The 23,627-nt window shown below is 58.6% G+C and carries 18 protein-coding genes; 9 read left to right on the top strand and 9 right to left on the bottom strand.

Annotation, left to right across the window (positions count from 1 at the left end; all coding sequences use genetic code 11):
* The first annotated feature begins 1 nt into the window (after position 1).
* A complete protein-coding gene (locus tag MO767_RS19235; RefSeq protein WP_046045346.1) occupies positions 2–298 on the top strand; it encodes a hypothetical protein in 297 nt (98 codons plus the stop codon).
* Positions 299–575: 277 nt separating this feature from the next.
* Complete coding sequence (locus MO767_RS19240) at positions 576–2,381, top strand: phenylacyl-CoA dehydrogenase (protein WP_282481801.1); 1,806 nt, start codon at positions 576–578, stop codon at positions 2,379–2,381.
* Between the two features lie 83 nt (positions 2,382–2,464).
* Here the strand turns inward: MO767_RS19240 and MO767_RS19245 are convergent, their stop codons facing one another.
* Positions 2,465–4,216, bottom strand: coding sequence for a hypothetical protein (locus MO767_RS19245; protein ID WP_282481802.1), 1,752 nt, complete (start codon positions 4,214–4,216; stop codon positions 2,465–2,467).
* On the opposite strand from MO767_RS19245, the gene MO767_RS19250 reads away from it, so the two are divergent.
* From MO767_RS19250 to MO767_RS19270, 5 genes are all read left to right on the top strand, one after another.
* Positions 4,215–4,442: a hypothetical protein gene (locus MO767_RS19250; protein WP_282481803.1), complete on the top strand. Its 228-nt coding sequence runs from the start codon at positions 4,215–4,217 to the stop codon at positions 4,440–4,442. The genes MO767_RS19245 and MO767_RS19250 overlap by 2 nt on opposite strands.
* 900 nt (positions 4,443–5,342) lie before the next feature.
* The gene (locus MO767_RS19255; RefSeq protein ID WP_282481804.1) at positions 5,343–7,484 is read left to right on the top strand and encodes a cytochrome c peroxidase; all 2,142 of its coding nucleotides are present in this window, start codon (positions 5,343–5,345) and stop codon (positions 7,482–7,484) included.
* Positions 7,485–7,639: 155 nt separating this feature from the next.
* On the top strand, positions 7,640–8,929 hold the full coding sequence (locus MO767_RS19260; protein WP_282481805.1) for a GGDEF domain-containing protein: 1,290 nt from the start codon (positions 7,640–7,642) through the stop codon (positions 8,927–8,929).
* A 90-nt stretch (positions 8,930–9,019) separates the two neighbouring features.
* Positions 9,020–10,816 carry an acyl-CoA dehydrogenase C-terminal domain-containing protein gene (locus MO767_RS19265; protein WP_282481806.1) on the top strand — a complete coding sequence of 599 codons (1,797 nt, stop codon included), beginning with the start codon at positions 9,020–9,022 and terminating at the stop codon, positions 10,814–10,816.
* Positions 10,817–11,001: 185 nt separating this feature from the next.
* Entirely contained in the window at positions 11,002–12,780 is a 1,779-nt protein-coding gene (locus MO767_RS19270) for an acyl-CoA dehydrogenase C-terminal domain-containing protein (protein ID WP_282481807.1), read from the top strand.
* Positions 12,781–13,007: 227 nt separating this feature from the next.
* Here the strand turns inward: MO767_RS19270 and MO767_RS19275 are convergent, their stop codons facing one another.
* Positions 13,008–13,937, bottom strand: a complete 930-nt coding sequence (locus tag MO767_RS19275; RefSeq protein WP_282481808.1) for a LysR family transcriptional regulator — start codon at positions 13,935–13,937, stop codon at positions 13,008–13,010.
* Positions 13,938–14,106: 169 nt separating this feature from the next.
* On the opposite strand from MO767_RS19275, the gene MO767_RS19280 reads away from it, so the two are divergent.
* Together MO767_RS19280 and MO767_RS19285 are read left to right on the top strand one after the other, a co-directional pair.
* The gene (locus MO767_RS19280) at positions 14,107–15,390 is read left to right on the top strand and encodes an aminotransferase class III-fold pyridoxal phosphate-dependent enzyme (protein ID WP_282481809.1); all 1,284 of its coding nucleotides are present in this window, start codon (positions 14,107–14,109) and stop codon (positions 15,388–15,390) included.
* A 210-nt stretch (positions 15,391–15,600) separates the two neighbouring features.
* Positions 15,601–15,759: a YqaE/Pmp3 family membrane protein gene (locus MO767_RS19285; protein WP_007904205.1), complete on the top strand. Its 159-nt coding sequence runs from the start codon at positions 15,601–15,603 to the stop codon at positions 15,757–15,759.
* 65 nt (positions 15,760–15,824) lie between these two features.
* On the opposite strand, the gene MO767_RS19290 is transcribed toward MO767_RS19285, so the two are convergent.
* The 7 genes from MO767_RS19290 to pqqF form a co-directional block, all read right to left on the bottom strand.
* Complete coding sequence (locus tag MO767_RS19290) at positions 15,825–17,651, bottom strand: S9 family peptidase (protein WP_282481810.1); 1,827 nt, start codon at positions 17,649–17,651, stop codon at positions 15,825–15,827.
* A complete protein-coding gene (gene pqqE, locus MO767_RS19295; RefSeq protein ID WP_282481854.1) occupies positions 17,617–18,771 on the bottom strand; it encodes a pyrroloquinoline quinone biosynthesis protein PqqE in 1,155 nt (384 codons plus the stop codon). The genes MO767_RS19290 and pqqE overlap by 35 nt, the downstream gene beginning before the upstream one ends.
* Positions 18,764–19,039, bottom strand: coding sequence for a pyrroloquinoline quinone biosynthesis peptide chaperone PqqD (pqqD, locus tag MO767_RS19300; RefSeq protein WP_282481811.1), 276 nt, complete (start codon positions 19,037–19,039; stop codon positions 18,764–18,766). Before pqqD ends, pqqE begins: the two co-directional genes overlap by 8 nt.
* On the bottom strand, positions 19,036–19,788 hold the full coding sequence (gene pqqC, locus MO767_RS19305; protein ID WP_095127200.1) for a pyrroloquinoline-quinone synthase PqqC: 753 nt from the start codon (positions 19,786–19,788) through the stop codon (positions 19,036–19,038). The genes pqqD and pqqC overlap by 4 nt, the downstream gene beginning before the upstream one ends.
* Before the next feature lie 164 nt (positions 19,789–19,952).
* Positions 19,953–20,864: a pyrroloquinoline quinone biosynthesis protein PqqB gene (pqqB, locus tag MO767_RS19310; RefSeq protein ID WP_282481812.1), complete on the bottom strand. Its 912-nt coding sequence runs from the start codon at positions 20,862–20,864 to the stop codon at positions 19,953–19,955.
* 75 nt (positions 20,865–20,939) lie between these two features.
* Positions 20,940–21,014, bottom strand: a complete 75-nt coding sequence (gene pqqA, locus MO767_RS19315) for a pyrroloquinoline quinone precursor peptide PqqA (RefSeq protein WP_009045898.1) — start codon at positions 21,012–21,014, stop codon at positions 20,940–20,942.
* Positions 21,015–21,169: 155 nt separating this feature from the next.
* Positions 21,170–23,602, bottom strand: a complete 2,433-nt coding sequence (pqqF, locus tag MO767_RS19320; protein ID WP_282481813.1) for a pyrroloquinoline quinone biosynthesis protein PqqF — start codon at positions 23,600–23,602, stop codon at positions 21,170–21,172.
* Positions 23,603–23,627 lie beyond the last annotated feature (25 nt).

Below are 23,627 nucleotides of genomic sequence, written 5' to 3' on the forward strand. Positions count from 1 at the left end.
CATGGAAATCTCAGGAAACACCGCTTTTTATGCCGGTCTGAGCACTATTCAGACAGGGCAGAACCGTGTCGATCAAGCCTCTGGCCAGATCGCCAACACGACGATCGAGCGCTCGGTGACGAGCCAGTCTTCCGAGGCTCAGGTTGATCGTCTGCGCTCGGTAGATCGCAGTCAGCAGTCGGACCTGGCCAGCAATATGGTCGAGATGTCCCAAGGCAAATTTCAGGTTGAACTGGGTGTCAAAGTCGCCAAAGCGTCCGATGAAATGCTCGGTACGCTGATTGATACCTACGCTTGAACCCTCGCTGAACCCGCTCCCTCAACGCCGCGACTATTCGCGGCGTTTTTCTGCGTAAGTCCTTCTTGCTCAACTAATCTCTTCTGCACAGCGTATTGCTCAGGCGACGGTGTTGCGTTGCTGTGGGTCTGGTATTTGCCTCGGGTGATGACGAACGGCAAAAGATCGGCGCTTGACAAGATTTAGGCGTAAACGTATGTTTCAAACAACTGTTTGACCGCCACAACAAATCAACGCGGTCGTTCATTCCCGGTTACATCAGCAGAGGTTTATCGCTATGCCTGACTACAAGGCCCCCTTGCGTGATATTCGCTTCGTTCGTGACGAACTGCTCGGCTACGAAGCGCACTATCAGAGCCTTCCGGCTTGTGCAGACGCAACTCCAGACATGGTTGACGCCATTCTCGAAGAAGGCGCCAAGTTTTGTGAGCAGGTGCTGGCTCCGCTGAACCGCGTGGGTGACACCGAAGGCTGCACCTGGAGCGAGTCCGGCGTTAAAACCCCGACGGGCTTCAAAGAAGCCTACAAACAATTCGTCGAAGGCGGCTGGCCAAGCCTGGCTCACGACGTAGAGCACGGCGGCCAAGGCCTGCCGGAATCTCTGGGTCTGGCTGTCAGCGAAATGGTTGGCGAAGCCAACTGGTCGTGGGGCATGTACCCAGGCCTGTCCCATGGCGCGATGAACACCATTTCCGAGCACGGCACGCCTGAGCAGCAAGAGGCTTACCTGACCAAGCTGGTTTCCGGCGAATGGACCGGCACCATGTGCCTGACCGAACCGCACTGCGGCACCGACCTGGGCATGCTGCGCACCAAGGCTGAACCTCAGGCCGACGGTTCCTACAAAGTCTCCGGGACCAAGATCTTCATCTCGGCCGGTGAACACGACATGGCCGACAACATCGTCCACATCGTGCTGGCACGTCTGCCGGATGCACCGGCTGGCACCAAAGGCATTTCGCTGTTCATCGTTCCCAAGTTCATGCCGAACGAAGACGGTTCGGTCGGCGCACGCAATGCTGTGACCTGTGGTTCCCTGGAACACAAGATGGGCATCCACGGCAACGCCACTTGCGTGATGAACTTCGACGCGGCCACCGGCTTCCTGATCGGCCCGGCGAACAAAGGCCTGAACTGCATGTTCACCTTTATGAACACCGCCCGTCTGGGTACTGCGCTGCAAGGTCTGGCTCACGCCGAAATCGGCTTCCAGGGCGGCCTGAAATACGCTCGCGATCGCCTGCAAATGCGCTCCCTGACTGGCCCGAAAGCGCCGGAAAAAGCCGCTGACCCGATCATCGTTCACCCTGACGTACGTCGCATGCTGTTGACCATGAAGGCCTTCGCCGAAGGCAACCGTGCGATGGTTTACTTCACTGCCAAGCAAGTCGATATCGTCAAATACGGCGTGGACGAAGAAGAGAAAAAGAAAGCCGACGCATTGCTGGCCTTCATGACTCCAATTGCCAAAGCCTTCATGACTGAAGTCGGCTTCGAATCCGCCAACCACGGCGTGCAAATCTACGGCGGCCACGGCTTCATCGCCGAGTGGGGCATGGAGCAGAACGTTCGCGATAGCCGTATTTCGATGCTGTACGAAGGCACCACCGGTATCCAGGCACTCGATCTGCTGGGCCGTAAAGTGCTGATGACCCAAGGCGAAGCCCTGAAAAGCTTCACCAAGATCGTCCACAAGTTCTGCCAGACCAACGAAGGCAACGAAGCGGTCAAAGAGTTCGTCGAGCCATTGGCTGCGCTGAACAAAGAGTGGGGCGAGCTGACCATGAAGGTCGGTATGGCGGCCATGAAAGATCGCGAAGAAGTCGGCGCGGCGTCGGTGGATTACCTGATGTACTCCGGTTACGCCTGCCTGGCTTACTTCTGGGCTGACATGGCGCGTCTGGCTGCCGAAAAACTGGCTGCCGGTACCACCGAAACGGCGTTCTACACTGCCAAGCTGCAGACTGCTCGCTTCTACTTCCAGCGCATCCTGCCGCGTACCCGCACTCACGTTGTGACCATGCTGTCGGGCGCCAACAACCTGATGGACATGAAAGAAGAAGACTTCGATCTGGGCTACTAAGCCTTAACGTCGCTCTAAAAAAACCGCCGCTCCTTTTGGGAGTGGCGGTTTTTTTTGCTCCATCCTGACGTGTCAGACCGGACTTACCATGGGGTTGGGTCAAGAGGGCCGACGCCAGTCGGGGTGCTTGCACCTTCTCCGTTACGCAGGAACGGCAGGTGCCAGAAGTCGTTCGGGGTGACGGAATCGCCTGGCTTAACGCCTTCCGGAAAAATGAACTCAAACACTGGCGCCACGTACTGTCCCGCTATCAGACCATTGGCCACCGTCAGCCGGCTGGCATTTTGAATGCAGCTGTCCACGGCGGTCTGAGAGGCAGTCAGCTGTGGAACGCACAGTGACCGTGCCACAACGCGCAAGGTACGGGTCGGCTGGCTGAGTAGCCCAGTCGGTGCCTTTGTTGCACGAACCCTGGCACGTTGTGGCTGAGGTCCTGTGTTCTGGGTCGTGATCCCCCCCGAGACACCCAAGCAACTCGCGGCAAGCGTCTGGGCAGGATTGCATTCACCCGTCATCTCATAAGGTGTAATCCAGCGATTGGTTTGTATGCCCGTCGAAGGATTGACATCTATCAGATAAATGTCGACTGGGGTTTTGATGTCCGTTGTCGATGCTTCCAGGAAAATCCGATCTTGCGTCTCCTGCGCTACACCGTTGATGGCCGTTGCCGCGGGGTCAGCGGTACCGATTCCGAACTCCCCGATAGCCAGGTAGCTGGGTTGCGACCCCGGTTGGGTGTAGATCCCGATGTTTGCCTCAATCGTGTGTGCAGAGATGTAGTCCGGGACCCCGGCTGTCGTCGATTTGAACAGTGTCCCCGCGTAACTGATGAAGTCGCCGACTTCGAACGGTGCCTGTTGCGTCGGGTCGGGGTCCGTCGCCGTGCGAGCAGCGTCGCTGAATCTCTTCATGACGAACTGGCTGCAATAAACCTGGCCTGCAACCGGTGGGGAAAGCTCTCCACTCGCGGGAGGTGTTACGCCAGCCTGGCTGAAGTTCCGACAGTTGTTGGTGGTCGTGGGGGTAACCACTTTTGGCCGATTTTTCTGTGGGCAGAGTGCGTCGTCCCCGGAAATCGTGCGAGGTACGCACATCGGGTAGCCGGTGGCGGCGTGGATCGTCGGGTTGGCATCATCGACGGAGAAGCGAGGGTCAGGGCTCTGGGGGCGGCCAAAGCGTCCACTTGGATCGTTGATCTGGATGATTGTCGGTTGCAGCGGGTTTCCACTGTCAACTTCGACGTTGCCGTTGGTGTAGTCGATCCGTGTGATGTAGCCGCTGCCAGCGTTGGCTGATTGCTGGGAGACAAAGATGAGCCCGGCAATTTGCTTATTGGAGACGGTATTGCCCACCACATGGATCTCGAACGAGGGGTATGAAGACGGTCCTTTATTGAGCGCCAGCGATCCGCCCCGGACAAAGTCGGCCCAGGTCAGTGTATTGGCCGGCATCTGGAGCACTGTATTGCAAGGGACTGTAATCGTAACGCCGTTTAGTTGGACAGTACCCCCATAGCGACCGGGATCGGTGGTATTAGGGCAATTCACATTGCTGGGGTCCAGGGTCATGTTCTGGATAAAGCCCGTGACGTTGAAGCCATGAATCGCATCCGGGTTTGCGAATGTCGGATTGGGCAGGGTTGGGGTGGAGAACGGCGAGGGTGCGCCCTTGACGGGTTTGGCAGTCCCGCCTTGGGCAAACGCAAAACTTCCCCCGCCCACGGCCAGTGCGACGGCAATGGCACCGGCGAGCAGTGGATGGCGACCGAAGATTCCGTTGAATCGTCTATTGAGGGACGGTATGGGGAGCGTCGTTGTGTATACGGAAAAGCTCATGGTTTTCTCCAAAATCTTGCAGGACCAATTGCCGGCCAATCGACTCGCAGACTTGCTGATGCGCTGGATCCGGCGCAAGAAAGACGGAAAGGCGTGTGCGTCGAGTTGGCTCGATCCAGAGGGGCAGGTGGCTGTGACATTAGGTACGGTCGGTACGCAATCAACACTCACCCTTCGGATGCTTCCAATCAGCGATGTGTTGGCCGGTTACGGACACAATCGCTAGAGACTTTTCCTTGAGCCTGAGGCGTACATAGCAGTTGTCGTGCCTGATCGGCACAAACAATCGTTAACGCATTAAAAATGCGGGCTGCGCTGTCTTGGGTGGCATTGCACGAATAGCTGCCGAATTGATATTCACCAATATAGGGGGGTATATATGCCCATATTAGGGAGTGCTGCGGGCCAATGGCTAAGTTGCTGAATGAGAAAGGTTGTCTATATGTACTCTGGCTGGAAAGGGTTTGCAAGCAGGTGTATGGATGAAGTTGTCGTCACGTTTTCTGTGGTATTAAATAAAAGGAATAGCTCACGCGGTGCAACTTGCGCACGCATGGGGCATTTGTATTTTGTTAATTGTTCCTCCGCTAATAATTCGACTTTATAAGTAGAGTCGTAAATACCCGTTGCCCCTACGTTGTATGAATTAGCAATTACTCTGCCAGCTTATTAAAGACGCGCAGATGAGCGTTAAGCCTTTGAAATAACGTGGGGTTCGATGTGTTATTGATGCGCTGGGCATGTGCTGTTGGGGAATGACACCCAATAATGGGGGGGGGAGTACGCCAGAATTGAGGGGGGTGTGCGATTGCTGTTTATAAATTACGCAGTGTCTTCGTTTAACAGTCTTTACCTCTCTCGATCGAGTTAAAAAATTATTTTTTTACTGTTGAAATTTTCTGTTACAACTACAGTTGTATTAAACGCGCTCCACGGCGCGTCAAAATCACGTTTCAATAACACCTGAGCCAAGAGATTACTTTGCCAGTTCGGCTTCGCCTCGCCTCAGTAAATTTAGAGTTGGTGCGATTACTCGTGCGAGCAGCAAGATTCACGGCCATAAGTTTATCTCGCAACAGGACAATCCCGGAGCCTGGCTACTCCGTACTGAATCGAGAATGTCATCATGGTGAAGCCCTTGAGCATCTTTCGTACTATCCGCTTGGCCTGCGTGATCACGGTCAGCCTGACCGCCGTCAGTCTGGCTTGCCAAACGGCACTCGCCGCTTCAGCGCCAGAAGCTGTCACACCCGTCCCTGATGTCCCCACTTTGCAATCGCTGCACGGCATGACGCCGCCCGACCCCTCGGGCACCGAAGGCGGGCGAAAAGTCGATTTGATGACCGACTATGTGCTCAATCGCTCGGCGGCGATTCTGTTGGGCAAGGCGCTTTTCTGGGACATGGAGATCGGTAGCGACGGCTCGACGGCATGTGCGTCCTGCCACTTTCACGCCGGGGTCGATCACCGGATCACCAACCAGATCAACCCGGGCCAGGCCAGCACCCATGCAAACGTTGCGTCGATCTTCAACAAGCCGTTTGTAGCCTCCGATATTCCAGGCGACGTCTCTTCCTACGCGACCCTGTCCGGCGGCAAGGGTGGCCCGAACTACACGCTCAAGAAAACCGACTTCCCGACCCACGTGCTGGCCGATCCGCTGGATCGCAATTCGCCGATTCTCTACTCGACCGACGATGTGATTGGCTCGCAAGGGGTGTTTGACGCCAACTTCGTCAAACCCAGGCAAGCGCGTTTCGACAAGTGCACGCAGCAACCGGACGGTATCTTCCAGGTGGGTGGCATCAACGTGCGGCGCAGTACGGGACGCAATGCTCCGACGGTGATCAATGCCGCGTTCAACGTTCGCAACTTCTGGGACGGTCGGGCCAATAACGTGTTCAACGGCTTCTCGCCGTTCGGTAATCGCGACCCTGACGCCGGGATTTTCGTCACCAGCGATCGCAGCGGGGTGGCGACCAAGGTGCGGCTGGCACTCAACGATGCTTCTGCCGCTTCGCAGGCCGTGGGACCACCCGGCAGTCCGGTTGAAATGTCCTGCGGCGGTCGCACCTTCGCGGACATTGGACGGCGCATGCTCGATACGTTGATGCTTAAACAGCAGAGAATTTCATCCACCGATTCGGTGCTCGGCCCAGTTTCCGGTGCCCGCCGGCCTACCTACAGAGAATTGATCAAGGCCGCTTTCCATCCTCGACTTTGGAACGCCACAAAGCAGGTTTCACTCGGCGACGTACCTTATACCCAGATGGAAGCTAACTTCCCGTTGTTCTTCGGGCTGGCGATTCAGATGTACGAAGCCACCCTGGTCTCGGATCAGGCACCGCTGGATGCCTACCTGCAAGGCAATCAACAGGCAATGAATGCCCAGCAAGTCCAGGGGATGAATCTGTTCCTCGGCAAAGGCAAGTGCATCAGTTGTCACGGTGGCGCCGAATTGACCAACGCCGCCAGCCGATTGCTGTTCCATCCCCGTGAGCGGATCGAACGTATGGTGATGGCTGACAACCTGATCGCGCTGTACGACAACGGCTTCTACAACACCGGTGTGCGCCCGACGTCGGAGGACCTGGCACTCGGCGGATCGGACGCGTGGGGCAACCCGCTGTCGTTCACTCGTGAGTACAACACCCAACTGCAGGGCCGCACTGTGCCGGATCCACTGGACGTTGATGTGTGCACCTTTGAAGCGCTGCTGAGCACGGGATTACCCTGCGACTCGACGCTCAAGCCCAATGTGGGCTTCCACGATGCGGTTGATGGTGCATTCAAAACCCCGACGCTGCGCAACATCGCGTTGACCGGGCCTTATTTCCACAATGGCAGCCGCGCGACGCTCAAACAGGTCATGGAGTTCTACAACCGAGGCGGCGACCGACGTGGCTCGGAGGCGAACAACACCAGCGGATTCGATCATCCGAGTGTGAATCAGCACAACACATCGAACCTCGATCCAGACATGACGGCGCTGAACCTGACTCCCGATGAAGTGGATGCTCTGGTCAAATTCATGGAGGTCGGGCTGACTGATCCGCGAGTCGCGTGGGAGCAGGCTCCGTTCGATCATCCATCGCTGGTCATTCCACAAGGCGAGGTGGGAGATGAAAACTCTGTGACACTTCACCCCGTCAGTCCAAAAATAACCACCCGGCAAGCACAAGATGCGCTCATAACGCTCAAACCCGTAGGTGCAGAAGGTCGTAAAGTCGAAGAGGGGCCGTTACAGCCTTACTACAACGACCTCTGATGGAACGGCTCTACCCGCGTTACTGGCCGCTTTAATTGTGGTCAGTAACGTACCTATAAAAAACTCGGCAAACCACTCAGCAAGTCAGGGCTTCTGCCGTTACAGTAGCAAGGCACAATGCCATCAATTGTTCTGACGGGTCGGAGTTCTACCCCTTGCCGCGTTCTTCCGCTGTGCGTTTCAGTCATTTCCTACCGTCATTACTGCTATTGCTCGCTGGGCTTGCGGCTGCCTACATCAAGGATCTGAACGTCTTTTTCACCTCGCTGTTCAACGTACTGCCAACCCTGGTGTTGTTGCTCGGCGGTGCTTACTGCGCGGTTTACCGACGTCAGCGTGAGCTGTTTCTGATGGTCACGGTGTACATCGCCTACTTCCTGCTCGACACCCAGACTGACTATTACCGCGACAACGGCAAGGTTCGTGAAGACGCAGCCGTGGTGTTCCATTTGTGTTGTCTGCTGTTGCCGCTGCTGTTCGGCATCTTCGCCGCGTGGCAGGAACGCACTCATTTGTTTCAAGACATGGTGGCGCGGTTCGCTGTGTTGCTGGCGTTCGGTAGCGTCGCGCTCGGTCTCGAACAAAGTTACCCACAAGCGCTGTTGATGTGGCTCTCGGAAATTCGCTGGCCAGCGTTGCATGGCGCGTGGATGAGCCTGATCCAGCTGTCGTATCCGGTGTTCATCGCTTCGTTCTTGCTGCTGAGCTGGCAATACTGGCGTAACCCCAGACCCTTGCACGCCGCCCAACTGGTGGGTTTGCTCGGGTTGTTCTGGGCACTGCCGAAAACATTCATCCTGCCGTTCACCCTGAACATCATGTGCAGTCAGGTGATGTTGATGATTGCCGCAGCGGTCGCCCATGAAGCCTATCAAATGGCCTTCCGCGACGAACTTACCGGACTGCCGGGCCGCCGCGCCTTGAACGAGCGGATGCAGCGATTGGGGCGCAATTATGTGCTGGCGATGAGCGACGTCGATCACTTCAAGAAATTCAATGACACCCACGGTCACGATGTCGGCGACCAGGTGCTGCGACTGGTCGCCAGCAAGCTGTCGAAAATCGGTGGTGGCGGTAGGGCGTATCGCTACGGCGGCGAGGAATTCGCCCTGGTATTCGCAGGCAAGACCCTCGAAGAGTGTATGCCGCACCTGGAAGTCATCCGCGAGTCCATCGCCACCTACAACATTCAGCTGCGCAATCAGGACAGCCGTCCTCAGGATGACCAGCAAGGTCGTCAACGTCGCGCAGGCTCGGGCGCCTCCAGTGTGTCGGTCACCGTCAGCATCGGCGTGGCCGAACGACTGGAGCAACGCACCCCCGAAAAAGTGCTCAAGTCCGCGGACGAGGCGCTCTACAGTGCCAAGGGGGCGGGGCGCAACTGTGTGGTGGCGTTCGGTCAGACCCGTCGTGGCGCGGTGCGCATGGACGCCGCTACTGAATGAGTGATGATGGCGCATTCAGCGTCTGGACTGTGATTGTGAGGCCGGGCGCGCGGCAGTAGGTTTGGGGAATCTGCTGCCAGAGAAATGACCATGCCTGAGTACAAAGCTCCCCTGCGCGACATGCGCTTTCTGATCGACCACGTCTTCGATTTTCACAGCAACTACGCCGCGCTGGGCGCCACCGATGCCAGCCCGGACATGGTCAATGCAATCCTCGAAGAAGGTGCGAAATTCTGTGAGAACGTTCTCGCACCGCTGAACCGTAGCGGCGATGAGGAAGGCTGCCATTTCGACAACGGCGTGGTGACTACGCCTACAGGCTTCAAACAGGCCTTCGCACAATACGTTGAAGGTGGCTGGCACGGTCTGGCGGCTGATCCGGTTTACGGAGGCCAGGGTTTGCCGAGTTCGCTGGGGCTGGTCATCAGCGAAATGGTTGGCTCCAGCAACACCTCCTGGGGCATGTACCCCGGCCTGACTCACGGCGCGATGTCGGCAATCCACGCCCATGGCACTGAAGAACAGAAACAGACTTACCTGAGCAAGCTCACCGCTGGCCAATGGACGGGCACCATGTGCCTGACCGAAGCCCATTGCGGCACTGACCTGGGCATCATCAAAACCCGCGCCGTGCCTGCGGCCGACGGCAACTATGCGATTTCCGGCAGCAAGATTTTCATCTCCGCCGGCGAGCACGACATGAGTGAAAACATCATTCACTTGGTGCTGGCGAAACTGCCGGACGCGCCGGCCGGCACCAAAGGCATTTCGCTGTTTATCGTTCCAAAATTCCTACCCAATGCCGAGGGTGAGGCGGGCGAGCGCAACGGCGTTTCCTGCGGTTCCATCGAACACAAAATGGGCATCAAGGCCTCGGCCACCTGCGTGCTGAACTTCGACGACGCCAAGGGCTTCTTGATCGGTGAGCCGAACAAGGGTCTGAACTGCATGTTCACCATGATGAACCATGCTCGTCTGGGCACCGGCATGCAGGGTTTATGTCTCGGGGAGGCGAGCTTTCAAGGCGCGATCAAGTACGCCAATGATCGACTGCAAATGCGCGCGCTGACCGGCCCGAAAGCACCGGAAAAAGCCGCCGATCCGATCATTGTTCATCCTGACGTGCGCAGGATGTTGCTGACCATGAAGGCGTTCAACGAAGGCAATCGGGCGCTGACTTATTTCACCGCGCAGTTGCTGGACGTGGCGCATCTGAGCCCGGATGAAACGGCGCGTCAGGATGCCGAAGACCTGCTGGCGTTTCTCACGCCGATCTGCAAAGCCTTCATGACCGATACCGGACTGGAAGTGACCAACCACGGCATGCAGGTGTTCGGTGGTCACGGTTTCATCCGCGAGTGGGGCATGGAGCAGTTGGTTCGTGACTGCCGGATCGCACCGATCTATGAAGGCACCAACGGCATTCAGGCGCTGGACTTGCTCGGAAGAAAAGTCCTCGGCAGCCAAGGGAAATTGCTGCGCGGGTTCACCAAAATCGTTCACAAGTTCTGCGCGGCAAACGCCGGACATCCGCAACTTGCGAGCTACGTGGCGCAGCTTAACGACCTGAATCTGCAGTGGGGAGAGGTGACCACCAAGGTTGGCATGGCCGCGATGAAAAATCCGGATGAAGTCGGCGCGGCTTCGGTGGATTACCTGATGTACAGCGGTTACATCATCCTTGGCTATCTGTGGCTGCGCATGGCGCTGGTCGCTCAGGCGCAGCTCGATTCGGGCAGCGGCGAGGCCGATTACTGCCAGGCAAAACTGGCGACCAGCGAGTTTTACTTCAAGCGATTGTTGCCACGCACGGCGGCTCATCGGGCGGCCATCGAGGCGGGTAGCGATTGCTTGATGAAGCTGCCTGCAGAGTTATTCGGACTATAGTTTTCCAAGTCGACAAAAGAGCCCGCCTAGTTGCGGGCTTCTTTAATGGCTTGCCTTTCGGTGACTAAAAATAACAAAACGGTCATGAGCTGACCCTATGTGTCGTAAAAGTTGTTGGGTTACACTCAAACCCAACGAAAGCACCACTCCTACGAATCACCTGTTTAGATCTTGCGAGGTTTGCCATGGCTGACTACAAAGCGCCCCTGCGCGATATGCGCTTCGTCCTTAATGAAGTTTTCGAGGTCGCCAAACTATGGGCCGAGCTGCCAGCGCTGGCCGAGACTGTCGATGCTGAAACGGTCGAAGCCATTCTTGAAGAAGCGGGCAAGGTCACCAGCAAAAGCATCGCGCCCCTGAGCCGTGCGGCTGACGAAGAAGGTTGCCATTGGGCGGACGGTGCCGTCACCACGCCGGCAGGTTTCCCACAGGCTTATCAGACTTACGCTGAAGGCGGTTGGGTCGGTGTCGGCGGCGATCCGACCTACGGCGGCATGGGCATGCCCAAGGCTGTTTCGGCGCAGGTCGAAGAAATGGTCAACTCCGCCAGCTTGTCGTTCGGTCTGTACCCGATGCTGACCGCCGGCGCCTGCCTGTCGATCAACGCCCACGCCAGCGAAGAGCTGAAAGCCGCGTACTTGCCGAACATGTACGCCGGCGTCTGGGCCGGCTCCATGTGCCTGACCGAGCCGCACGCCGGTACTGACCTGGGGATCATCCGCACCAAAGCCGACCCTCAGGCCGACGGTTCCTACAAAGTCAGCGGTACCAAGATCTTCATCACTGGCGGTGAGCATGACCTGACCGAGAACATCATTCATTTGGTGCTCGCCAAGCTGCCGGACGCACCGGCGGGGCCGAAAGGCATTTCGCTGTTCCTGGTGCCGAAGTTCATGGTCAAGGCCGATGGCAGCCTGGGCACGCGTAATCCAGCGAACTGCGGTTCGATCGAACACAAAATGGGCATCCAGGCCTCCGCGACCTGTGTGATGAACTTTGACGAAGCGGTCGGTTACCTGGTCGGCGAGCCGAACAAAGGTCTGGCCGCGATGTTCACCATGATGAATTACGAACGCCTGGGTGTTGGCATCCAGGGCCTGGCGACCGGCGAGCGCTCGTACCAGAACGCCGTCGAGTACGCCCGCGACCGTCTGCAAAGCCGTTCGCCGACCGGCGCGCAGAACAAGGACAAGGTCGCTGACCCGATCATCGTCCACCCGGACGTGCGTCGCATGCTGCTGACCATGAAAGCCTCGAACGAAGGCGGTCGTGCCTTCTCGACGTACGTGGCCATGCAACTGGACACCGCCAAGTTCAGCGAAGATGCCACGACCCGCAAACGCGCGGAAGATCTGGTGGCCTTGCTGACCCCGGTGGCCAAGGCGTTCCTCACCGACCTCGGGTTGGAAACCACGATTCACGGCCAGCAGGTTTTCGGCGGCCACGGTTACATCCGTGAGTGGGGCCAGGAGCAACTGGTGCGCGACGTGCGCATCACCCAGATCTACGAAGGCACCAACGGCATTCAGGCGCTGGATCTGGTAGGACGCAAGATCGTCGGCACCGGCGGGGCGTTCTACAACCTGTTCGCTGACGAGATCCGTCATTTCACCGCGACCGCCAGCGCTGACCTGGCCGAGTTCACCAAGCCGCTGAACGATGCGGTGACCACCCTCGACGAACTGACCGCCTGGTTGCTGGATCGGGCGAAGAACAACCCGAACGAAATCGGCGCCGCCTCGGTCGAGTATCTGCAAGCATTTGGTTACGTGGCGTATGCCTATATGTGGGCACTGATGGCCAAGGCCGCTTTTGGCAAAGAAGCGCAGGACGATTTCTACGCGAGCAAGTTGGGCACGGCGCGCTTCTATTTCGCACGTCTACTGCCGCGTATTCACTCGTTGAGCGCGTCGGTGAAGGCCGGCAGCGAGTCGTTGTTCCTGCTGGATGCAGGCCAGTTCTGACAATGTAACGTCATGTAAGCATTCTCTTACATGACGTGCTGCTCTTCTCCCATAGATGCAGATTGGATCCACAGCTAATCTACTTCACATGGACGTCGCGCAGGAAGCGCAAAGCAACAACACGGACACGTAGGATTCTGCCAGGACGGCGGAGTGAAATGGATGTCAGGGAAACAGTCTGCAAAGCCCCGCTTCGGCGGGGTTTTCTTTTGCCTGCAGAAAAGTGCTCAGCTCATCTCATCCAGTGTTGCCGGGCTGATCAACCGCCCATCCGAGCCATTCATCACTTCTTCCAGCAACGTACGCAACAAGGCCAGCGAGGCCTGTTGTCGCTGCACATCCCGACATACCAAACCGACTTTCAGCGGCACCCGCGGCTCGCTCAGTGGTTTCCACAACAGTTCCTTGTTGCCGTGTGCCTGTTGCGAGCGCCCGGGCAACACCGTCGCCAGTCGCGTGTGCGGCAGGCTGTCGAGAATCCCCGCCATGTTGTTCAGTTCGGCCTGTACCTGCGGACGTCGTCCCAGATTGGCCAATTGCGCCTGCCAGATCTGCCGTACTTGAAACTCTTCACCCAGCAGCAACATCGGCAATTCGGCGGCCTGACTCATCGAGACTTTCTTGAATTCGCGCAACGGGTGATCCGCCGGGATGACCAGGGTCAGCTCGTCTTCGTACAGCATTACGCCGTGCAACCCCGGCTGACGAGGCGGCAGGTAACTGATGCCGATGTCCAGAGAGCCGTTGAGCAAGCGCCGCTCGATTTCCAGTCCCGTCAGTTCATAGATCTGCACCACCAAATGCGGCTGCGCCTTGCGCACGCGTTCGAGCATCTGCGGCACCAGGCTGGTATGGACGGTCTGCAATACACCGATGGCTAGTGTGCGCAGTGCCTGGCCCTTGAAGTTGCCCAAGGCTTCCCGTGCCCGCTGCAATCCATCCAGCAAGGGCAGGGCATGGTTGTACAACGTATGAGCAGCAAGGGTTGGCAGCAGCCGTTTGCTGCTGCGTTCGAACAGGCTCACATCGAGGTTTTGCTCGAGGTGGCGGATCTGCTGGGACAGCGCCGGTTGGGAGATTGAAAGCCGCTCGGCAGCCCGGCCCACATGGCCTTCTTCGTAGACCGCGACGAAATAACGCAGTTGCTTGAAATCCATAAGGTGTGCTTATCGAAAATACTGGGAAATCGAAATGGCTCAAGGCCTTGGCTGAGCCTAGTCTAACCGCATTCACAAGGCTTACAGGGCCACAGAGCGCGATGAATACCGTTTGCTTCGATGGTGTTTACATAGGTAAGGCAAAAAACCTCGCACGAGGTTTGATCAGATGAACTTGTTCAGCTTGCGGCGCAATTCTCCGAGTCTTGATGACCTGACGGTGGGCACCTTCTTGCCGTCCAAAGGCGACAATCTTTCCAGCGAGTGCCTGATGCCCAGTGTCGAGCGACCGAAACAGATATTCGTGCGCGGCCAGGGCTCATGGTTGTGGGACAGCGATGACCGCGCTTATCTGGATTTCTCACAGGGTGGCGGGGCCAATAGCCTCGGACACAGTCCTTCGGTTCTGGTCAACGCCATCGCGGCGCAGGCTCAGTCGCTGATCAACCCCGGTTTCGGCTTGCATAACCGCAGCATGCTCAATCTTGCTGAGCGACTGTGCTCCCGCACCGGCAGTGATCAGGCGTACCTGCTCAACAGTGGCAGCGAAGCCTGTGAAGCGGCGATCAAACTGGCGCGCAAATGGGGCCAACGGCATCGCGGCGGCGCTTCGCGGATCATCGTGGCCAACAACGGTTGCCACGGTCGTAGTCTGGGGACGATTTCGGCGTCGGACAGTTCGAATTTGACTAACCGATTCGAGCCATTGCTTCCGGGCTTCAGTCACGTGCCGTTCAATGATCTTGCGGCCTTGCATACGGCCGTCGACGCCCAGACCGTGGCGATCATGCTCGAACCAATCCAGAGCGAAGCCGGGGTGATACCGGCCACCGAGCATTACCTCAAAGGCGTCGAGCGCCTGTGCCGTGAGCTGGGCATTCTGCTGATCTTCGACGAAGTGCAAACCGGTTTAGGGCGTTGTGGCACTTTACTCGCCGAACAATCCTACGGCGTGCGGGCAGATATCGTCGTTCTCGGCAAAGGGCTGGGCGGTGGCGTGCCATTGGCGGCGTTGCTGGCGCGGGGCAAGGCCTGCTGTTTCGAGGTCGGCGAAGTGACAGGCACTCATCATGGCAATGCACTGATGACGGCTGCCGGTCTTGCCGTCCTCGACAGTGTGCAGGACAAGGGGTTTCTCGATCATGTGGGGGAAATCGGTCAGTACCTGAGCGAAGGTCTGCAGCGTTTATCCCATCGCTATGGTCACGGCGAGTTGCGCGGGCAAGGACTGTTATGGGGTCTTACCTTGTCCGACGAATCGGCTGACGCCGTCGTCAAAGCGGCGTTGTACGAAGGCTTGCTGCTCAACGCTCCGCAGCCCGATTGCCTGCGCTTTACCCCGGCCCTGACCGTCAGCAAAACCAACATCGACAAAATGCTCCTGCGCCTGGCCCGCGCCTTCTCTCGCGTGCGCACTGCGCAACTGCAGTGCCGCAAAGGGATTGCCGTCTGATCAGACCCGCCCTACACGAATTCCCGAACCGTCTCGCGGTATAACGCATCGCCCCATGCCTGATTCTTTTGGCGTGGGGCGTTTTTTTGTCTGAGGATTTCGCCGGAAAGGTTTCACCCTGGGACGTAATGGCACTGAACCCTGACGAACGGCAAAGGTCGATTAGCTGTAGGGCTCACACGAGCCAACTTCAAATCAGGAGCTGACCCCATGGACTTCATTCGCATCATCATCGCCATTCTGTTGCCGCCACTGGGTGTGTTTCTGCAAGTCGGTTTCGCCGGGGCGTTTTGGCTGAATATTCTGCTGACGCTATGCGGTTACATCCCCGGGATCGTGCATGCGGTGTATATCATCGCCAAACGCTAAGTTTCGCGGTGTCAGATAGATTGCATTCGTGGGCAAGGCTTGCCCGCGAATGAAACACTGTGATCTCAGTCCGCCAACGCCATCACCCTTCGATAAAACAACCACTCCTGCTCCAGCGCGTGGGCCTGATTACCGGCCTTGCGAAAGCCATGGCGTTCGTCGGCGTAGTAATGCGCTTCAACCAGAATACCGTTGTCCTGTAGCGCCGTGACCATGTCGCGGGTCTGTTGCGGCACCACCACGGCGTCCAGTTCACCCTGAAAGAAAATCACCGGAACACTAATGTTGCCCGCATGCAGCAACGGCGTTCGTGCGGCATAGCGTTCGGCATCCTGCACCGGGTCGCCGATCAGCCAATCCAGATAATCGCCTTCGAACTTGTGAGTCGTCCGGCCCAGCGCCACAGGGTCACTGACGCCATACAGGCTGGCGCCGGCGCGAAAGACGTTGTGAAAGGCCAATGCGCACAGGGTGGTGTAACCACCGGCACTGCCACCGCGAATAAACGCCTGGTTGCCGTCGATCAGTCCGCGATCGGCAAGATGAGCGACGACTGCGCAAGCGTCTTCCACATCCACTCCACCCCAGCTCAAATGCAGCGCTTGCCGATAAGCCCGGCCATAGCCACTGCTGCCACGGTAGTTGAGGTCGGCCACGGCGAAGCCGCGTTGCGCCCAGTACTGGATACGCGGATCGAGCATGGGGTAGCAGGCCGAAGTCGGGCCGCCGTGGATGAACACCACCAGAGGCGGTTTTGCGTCACTGGTCATTGCAGGATAGAAGAAGCCGTGTGCCTCGCCCGAACCGCTCGGGTAGCGCAGGGTTTGCGGGACGCTGATCTGTTCGGCAGGCAACGGTGCAATACCGCCAGCCAGTGTTTTGACCTGCCGGGTCTGGCGGTCGATGGCAATGACTGCCGACGAACTGACTGGCGAAGCAGCGATGCAGTAAATGAACTGCTTATCCAGTGCGAGAGAGCGGAAGCGGCTGTAATCGCCCGTGAAATCTTCACCGGCATCACCACAAAGCCCCAGTTTGCCAAACCCGTCTTCGGTCCAGCTCGCCAGATAGCGGCCTTCGCTCAGCGGCAACCAGGTGCTGCCACCCAGCTGCCACGGCGCCGGCCCATGATCCGCTGCGGCACTCGGCAGCGGACTCAAACCTTCTGCCGATTCCACCCAAGGCTGCCAGTAGCCGCCGCGATCAGTCAGGCAAAACAGACGACTGCTTGCATCGAACCTAGGTTGTTGCAGTGATTCCTCAGCGTCTTCGCCCGCCACGCAACGCGGCAGAGCAAAACGGCCATCGTTCTGGCGTTCGGCAACCATCAGGCGAGTCGCGGTCCATGGCTGATCCGGGCGGCTCCATTCGATCCATGCCAATCGTTGTGCATCGGGACTCAACGTCGGCGCGGCATAGAAATCAGCGCCTTCGGCCAGCAGATGACGTACCCCGTCAGCCACATCGATAGCCACCAGACGATGCCGATCGCGGTTTTCTTCAACCGCCAATACCTGCCCGTTTGAGAACTGAAGGTCGCCGTATCGGCAGTCGCCTGAGCTCAGCAACTCAGGTGTCTCGCCGACCAGCGACTGTCGATACAGCTGTTGGTCCGCCTCGTTGACGAACACTATCCCGTCATCGGTCAGACAGAACGCGCCGCCGCCGTATTCGTACACGCGACTGCGCACACTGAAACCCGCGGGTGTCATGCAATGAGCCTGGCCGCCTCGCCAATGCCAGATTCGGCAGGCGGCATCCTCGGGGCGGTACTCGTTCCAGAACAAGCCATGTGGGCCGACCTGCAACTCGGCGAAGTCGATGCCGGCCGCAACAGCCTTGGCAGCGCTGAAGGGTTCAGCTTTTAGCGATGAGTCGTGAGTTTCGTTCATTGCGAAAGGCCAGTTGTTCAATGGTCTGGGTCGCGTGCTCGGCTTCTTCGCGGGCCTTGAGAATCACGCCGTGATGTTCCGACTTGCTGCACACCGGGTCGGCGTTGCTCGCGTCCCCCGTGAGCATGAATGCCTGGCAGCGACAGCCGCCGAAGTCTTTTTCTTTCTCGTCGCAGGAACGGCAGGGCTCGGGCATCCAGTCGTAACCGCGAAAGCGGTTGAAGCCGAACGAGTCGTACCAGATGTGTTGCATGCTGTGGTCGCGCACATTGGGAAACTGCACCGGCATCTGTCGGGCACCGTGACACGGCAGGGCGGTTCCGTCCGGCGTGACGGTCAGAAAGATACTGCCCCAACCGTTCATACAGGCTTTCGGGCGCTCTTCGTAATAGTCCGGGGTGACGAAAATCAGCTTGCACGGATGCCCTTCGGCTTCCAGTTTGGCGCGGTATTCGTTGGTGATGCGTTCGGCGCGGACCAGTTGTTCCTTGGTCGGCAACAGACCGACCCGATTGAGCTGTGCCCACCCGTAAAACTGGCACGTGGCGAGTTCCACAAAGTCCGCCTCAAGGGCGATGCACAGCTCGATGATCCGGTCGATCTTGTCGATGTTGTGCCGATGGGTCACGAAGTTCAGCACCATCGGATAACCATGGGCTTTCACCGCGCGGGCCATTTCCAGCTTCTGCGCGAAGGCCTTTTTCGACCCAGCCAGCAAGTTGTTCACTTGCTCGTCGCTGGCCTGAAAGCTGATCTGAATGTGGTCCAGGCCGGCCTTTTTGAAGTCGCTGATTTTCTGTTCGGTCAGGCCGATGCCCGAGGTGATCAGGTTGGTGTAGAAACCCAGCTTGCGCGCTTCGGCAATCAGCTCGGCGAGGTCCTGACGCACCAGCGGTTCGCCGCCGGAGAAGCCCAATTGCGCCGCGCCCATCTCCCGCGCTTCGTGAAACACCTTGATCCACTGTTCGGTGCTCAGCTCTTTGCCTTGCTCGGCGAAGTCCAGCGGATTGGAGCAATACGGACATTGCAGCGGGCAGCGATAGGTCAGCTCGGCCAGCAGCCACAGCGGTAGGCCGATTTCCGGTTTGGGCGGTAACTTGTCTGACGCGCAATCAGGCAAGTTCGATCCAGTGCTGAGCACGGGCGACCTCCATGAATTGCTCGATGTCGTCACCGAGCTCGGGCACGCCGGGGAACTGTGCGTCCAGTTCGGCGACGATCGCCGCGACGTCACGCTCGCCGTCGATCAAACCGCCGATCAGCGCGGCGCTTTCGTTGAGTTTGATCATGCCTTCCGGGTAGAGCAGCACATGACCTTTCTGCGCCGGTTCGTACTGGAAGCGGTAGCCGGTACGCCAGGCCGGGGTCTTGCTGCGATCAAAACTCATAAGGTGATTCCTTTATGCCAGACCCGTTGCTCGGTCACGCTGTGATACGGCGGGCGTTTCAGTTCGTAGGCCATGCTCATGGCATCGAGCATGCTCCAAAGAATGTCCAGTTTGAACTGGAGAATTTCCAGCATGCGCTCTTGGCCGGCCCGCGTCGTGTAGTGCTGCAAAGTGATCGCCAGGCCATGCTCCACGTCGCGGCGCGCCTGACCCAGACGCGTGCGGAAATACTCGTAACCGGCCGGATCAATCCACGGGTAATGCTGCGGCCAGCTGTCCAGGCGGGACTGGTGGATCTGCGGCGCAAACAGTTCGGTCAGCGAGCTGCTGGCGGCTTCCTGCCAACTGGCACGGCGGGCGAAGTTAACGTAGGCATCGACGGCAAAACGCACACCAGGCAGCACCAATTCCTGCGAGCGCAGCTGGTCCGGGTCGAGGCCGACGGCCTGGCCCAGACGCAGCCAGGCTTCGATGCCACCGTCTTCGCCAGGGGCACCATCATGGTCGAGCAAGCGCTGAATCCACTCGCGACGAATCTCGCGGTCCGGGCAGTTGGCGAGGATTGCGGCGTCCTTGAGCGGGATGTTCACCTGATAGTAGAAGCGGTTGGCGACCCAGCCCTGGATCTGTTCGCGCGTCGCCCGGCCTTCGTACATCGCCACGTGATACGGGTGATGGATGTGGTAGTAGGCGCCTTTGGCGCGCAGGGCCGCTTCGAACTCGGCGGGGGACATTGCTGTGTCAGTCATTTCGGTTCTCCGGGTACGACCGGTGGATTCTTTGTTGTCTGGTCTGGCCTCATCGTCGGAACGCCGCCCGGACCAAGCTCGCTCCCACAGGGTTGTGCGTGGTAACCCAATCCAATGTGGGAGCGAGCTTGGTCCGGGCGGCGTTCCGACGATGGTGCCATCCGCTACAACACAATACTCATGCCGTCATACGCCACTTCAACATTGCGCCGAGCCAGTTCTGCACGCTCAGGCGAATCCTCATCGAGAATCGGGTTGGTGTTGTTGATGTGGATAAGCACTTTGCGCTGCTTGGGCAGTTGTTCCAGCACTTCCAGCATGCCGCCGGGGCCGTTCTGTGCCAGGTGGCCCATTTCACGACCGGTGCGGGTGCCGACGCCACGGCGCTGCATTTCGTCGTCATCCCACATCGTGCCGTCCACCAGCAGGCAATCGCTGCCGGCCATGATCTCCAGCAGCGATGCGTCGACCTTGCCCAGGCCCGGTGCGTAGAACAGTTTGCCGCCTGTGTTGAGGTCTTCGACGATCAGGCCGATGTTGTCGCCCGGGTGTGGGTTGAAACGGTGCGGCGAGTACGGCGGGGCGGCGCTGCGCAGCGGCAACGGGGTGAAGCGCAGGTTTGGGCAGGCCGGGATGGTGAAACTGCGGTCGAGCTCGATCTGGTTCCAGGTCAGCCCGCCGTTCCAGTGGGTAAGCATGGTGAACAGCGGGAAACCGGTGCTCAGGTCTTCGTGGACCATGTCGGTACACCAGACCTGGTGCGGGCAACCTTCGCGCAGGCTGAGCAGGCCGGTGGTGTGGTCGATCTGGCTGTCCATCAGGATGATCGCGTTGATGCCGGTATCGCGCAGGGCGCGGCCCGGCTGCATCGGGGCAAAGCTCTGGAGCTGGGCGCGGATGTCCGGCGATGCGTTGCACAACACCCAGTTCACGCCGTTATCGGAAATCGCGATGGACGACTGGGTCCGCGCCTTGGCGTTCAGGCTGCCATCGCGAAAACCGGCGCAGTTCACGCAGTTGCAGTTCCACTGGGGGAAACCACCGCCGGCGGCGGAACCTAGAATCTGGACAAACATGGCCGCTCCATCATTCGAAAACTGAAAATAAAAACGCCTCGGCGAGCCGAGGCGTTGCACTGCGCTACAAAAAGATTAGCGACTTGCGAAGTACATGGTGACTTCAAAGCCGATACGCAGGTCGGTGTAAGCAGGTTTGGACCAGGACATAGAAACGCTCCTTCAGGTGATGGGACAGTTGAGACCTATACATATAGTCCACCTCCAGCCGGAGATGTTCAGATAGTTAGGTGGCTATGTTACTCAAAATTACCGGGCGATTGGCCGTGAATCTCTGAGAAAGCTAATTGCAGCACCGGTAATGATCATTTTGCCGCTTGCCAAGGCGAGGCCGGGCACGGTCCGCTAGCCAGACAGCGCCAACCGCCTTCGGCCTGATTCAGTCGTTGTGCTGCGGCCAGTAACGTTTCGCGGTCGATCTTCAGAATGGCCTGGGGCAATTGAGTCAGATAATCCGACGAGCGGCCGGCCAGTTTGCCCTGCCATAGCAGCTCGGCTGCCTGCGCATTGGGCAGTGCCGCGCTATCGAATTGATCGGCCAGTGCCTGGCGCTGGTCGATGAAGGTCTCGTCATTGGTGTCTTCGATCATCCCGGCCAATCCGCTCAGGAAGTGTTCGATGTGTTCCAGCAGATCCAGAGGGGCGACGCTGGGTGATTGCACGCCAAACAGCAGCCCGGTCTGCCCATGGATCTGCCGCAGGGCGCTGAATACCGCATAGCCGAGCTGCAGTTCTACCCGCAGGCGTTGGTAAAACGGCGTTTGGCAGACGTGAGCCAGCAAGCGCCAGGCGGCTTCGTCAGCGATGTCTGCGGTTGCCGTTGGGCAGAAGAGCAACAAGGCGTGTTCGCTGGACCCGGTATCGACTGCGCTCCACAGATGCTGCTCATTTATCGGGGAGGGCGGGGTCAGTTGATTGTCCGCAGTGCCAGGCACACGACTCAAGGCAAGGCCCATCGCCGCTTGTGTCGGGGCTGACAGGCCGGTCGCCAGACCATCCCAGCGTGCGCTCGACCAAAGCTGCATCAAATCGTCCGAGTCAGCGGAGTGCTCAAGGCAATGATCAGGCAGGGCTTTAAGCAACTGTCGGATCGGCATCAACGCGATGCTCGGCGGCTCTTCTTGCGAGAAGCCGGCATCAGGTGTTGTCAGTTCTTTCAGCGCGTGTTCGAGGACGGTCGGCATCGGCTCCTGCAACCCGGTCATTTTCAGCAGCCATTCATTGCCCGACGCACAGAAGGAAAAATCGACACCTGCCTGACGCGCGTCTTCACGCAACGGCTGAAGGCGGTTTTCCAGGCTCGCGTGAAGGTTGCTGCGAGGTGCCAAGTCCAGACGCCAGCGCAGGTAAACGGCACCTTCGGCACTGTTATCCGGCAATGCCTGACTGAACTGCATGGGCGAACGTTCGCGACGACCGCGTGAGCGATCCTGAGCAAAGGTCCGCAGGCCTCGATGTTTGCTGGTCTGGCCGCGGATCAGTCCGGCACTCGAGGCCGGAGCCTCGGCGAGTAAAAACGGATTAGGTGTTGGCAGTTGCCATTGGCCGGTGAAGTTATCCACAGCGCCGACTTGTTTCAGGATTTCCTTGAGGGCTGCAATGCCTGATTCGGATAACCCGGCTTCACGCTGTTCGCTGTCCAGTCGGGCCAGTTGCAGGGCGCCGCTGACTTGCTGCTGACGTTGCAGCAGGGCGGCGTATTCTTCGCGCAACCCGGCCCAGGGTTGCTGTGAGGCAAAGAATCCAAGCCAATCCAGTAGCTGCTGGCGGATTCCGGCGGGCGTCGCCTTGGCGGGCAACGTGAGCTCGATGTGCAACAAGGCCTGGCCGGCGAACTGATACAACGGCGCAGCTTTCAGGCTGTCAGCCAGCCCGCGCTCGCGCAAATGCGCCAGCAGGCCTCCGGGTTTCGCGGCGTTCAGCCAATGACACAGGAACGCCAGCGCCTCGGGCGATGAATCGGGCATTGATTCGAAGGCAAACAGCAGATCCAGTCGACGCGCTGCAGCTTGTTGATAACTTTTGTCCGAAGAATCCATCAGCGATGTAGGCGCTTGTTGCGGAACCTTTTCCCCTACGGAAATAGCAGCGCTAAAGCGCTGAGCCATCGCCCTCAACTCATCGAGGCTCTGCGGCCCGGTCAGGCTCAAGGTCATCTGTCCGGTCTGATAAAACCGCTGAAAAAAATCCTGCAAGGCTTGCTGGAACTCAGGTTGCGGCACCGGCAGGCTGTAGCGGTTGCCGGCATGAAACGCCCGCAGTGGATGCGCCGCTGAAAGACCGTCGAACAGCGCGAATTGCTGTTGAGCGGTCGTATCCCGAGACCATGCAACAAATTCTGCGTGCAGCACTTCCCGTTCCCGCCGCTGATCGTCCGGATTCATACGTGGATGAGCGAGCATGTCCGACAGGCGCTGCAGTCCCCCGGTAAACGCCTGAGGCGGTAACTCGAAAAAGTAGTCCGTGGTGCGTTCGCTCGTCCGCGCATTCACCTGACCGCCATGACCCTGGACGTAGGCCATCAGCCCTTGGCTTGCGGGAAAGCGCTCCGTACCGAGAAACAGCAAGTGTTCGAGAAAATGCGCGAGCCCGGGCCAGGCCGCCGGCACGTCATGGCTGCCCGCCGCGACGCGCAACGCAGCAGCACTGCGCTTCAAATCGGGAGCATGACGCAGCGTCACCCGCAGGCCGTTGGCCAGGGTTTCAGTGTGAGGGCGAGGGTGATTCAGCGCAGGCATGAGCACTTCCAGAACAGAGAAGTGC

The sequence above is a fragment of the Pseudomonas sp. UYIF39 genome, assembly GCF_029963765.1.
Taxonomy (GTDB): Bacteria; Pseudomonadota; Gammaproteobacteria; order Pseudomonadales; family Pseudomonadaceae; genus Aquipseudomonas.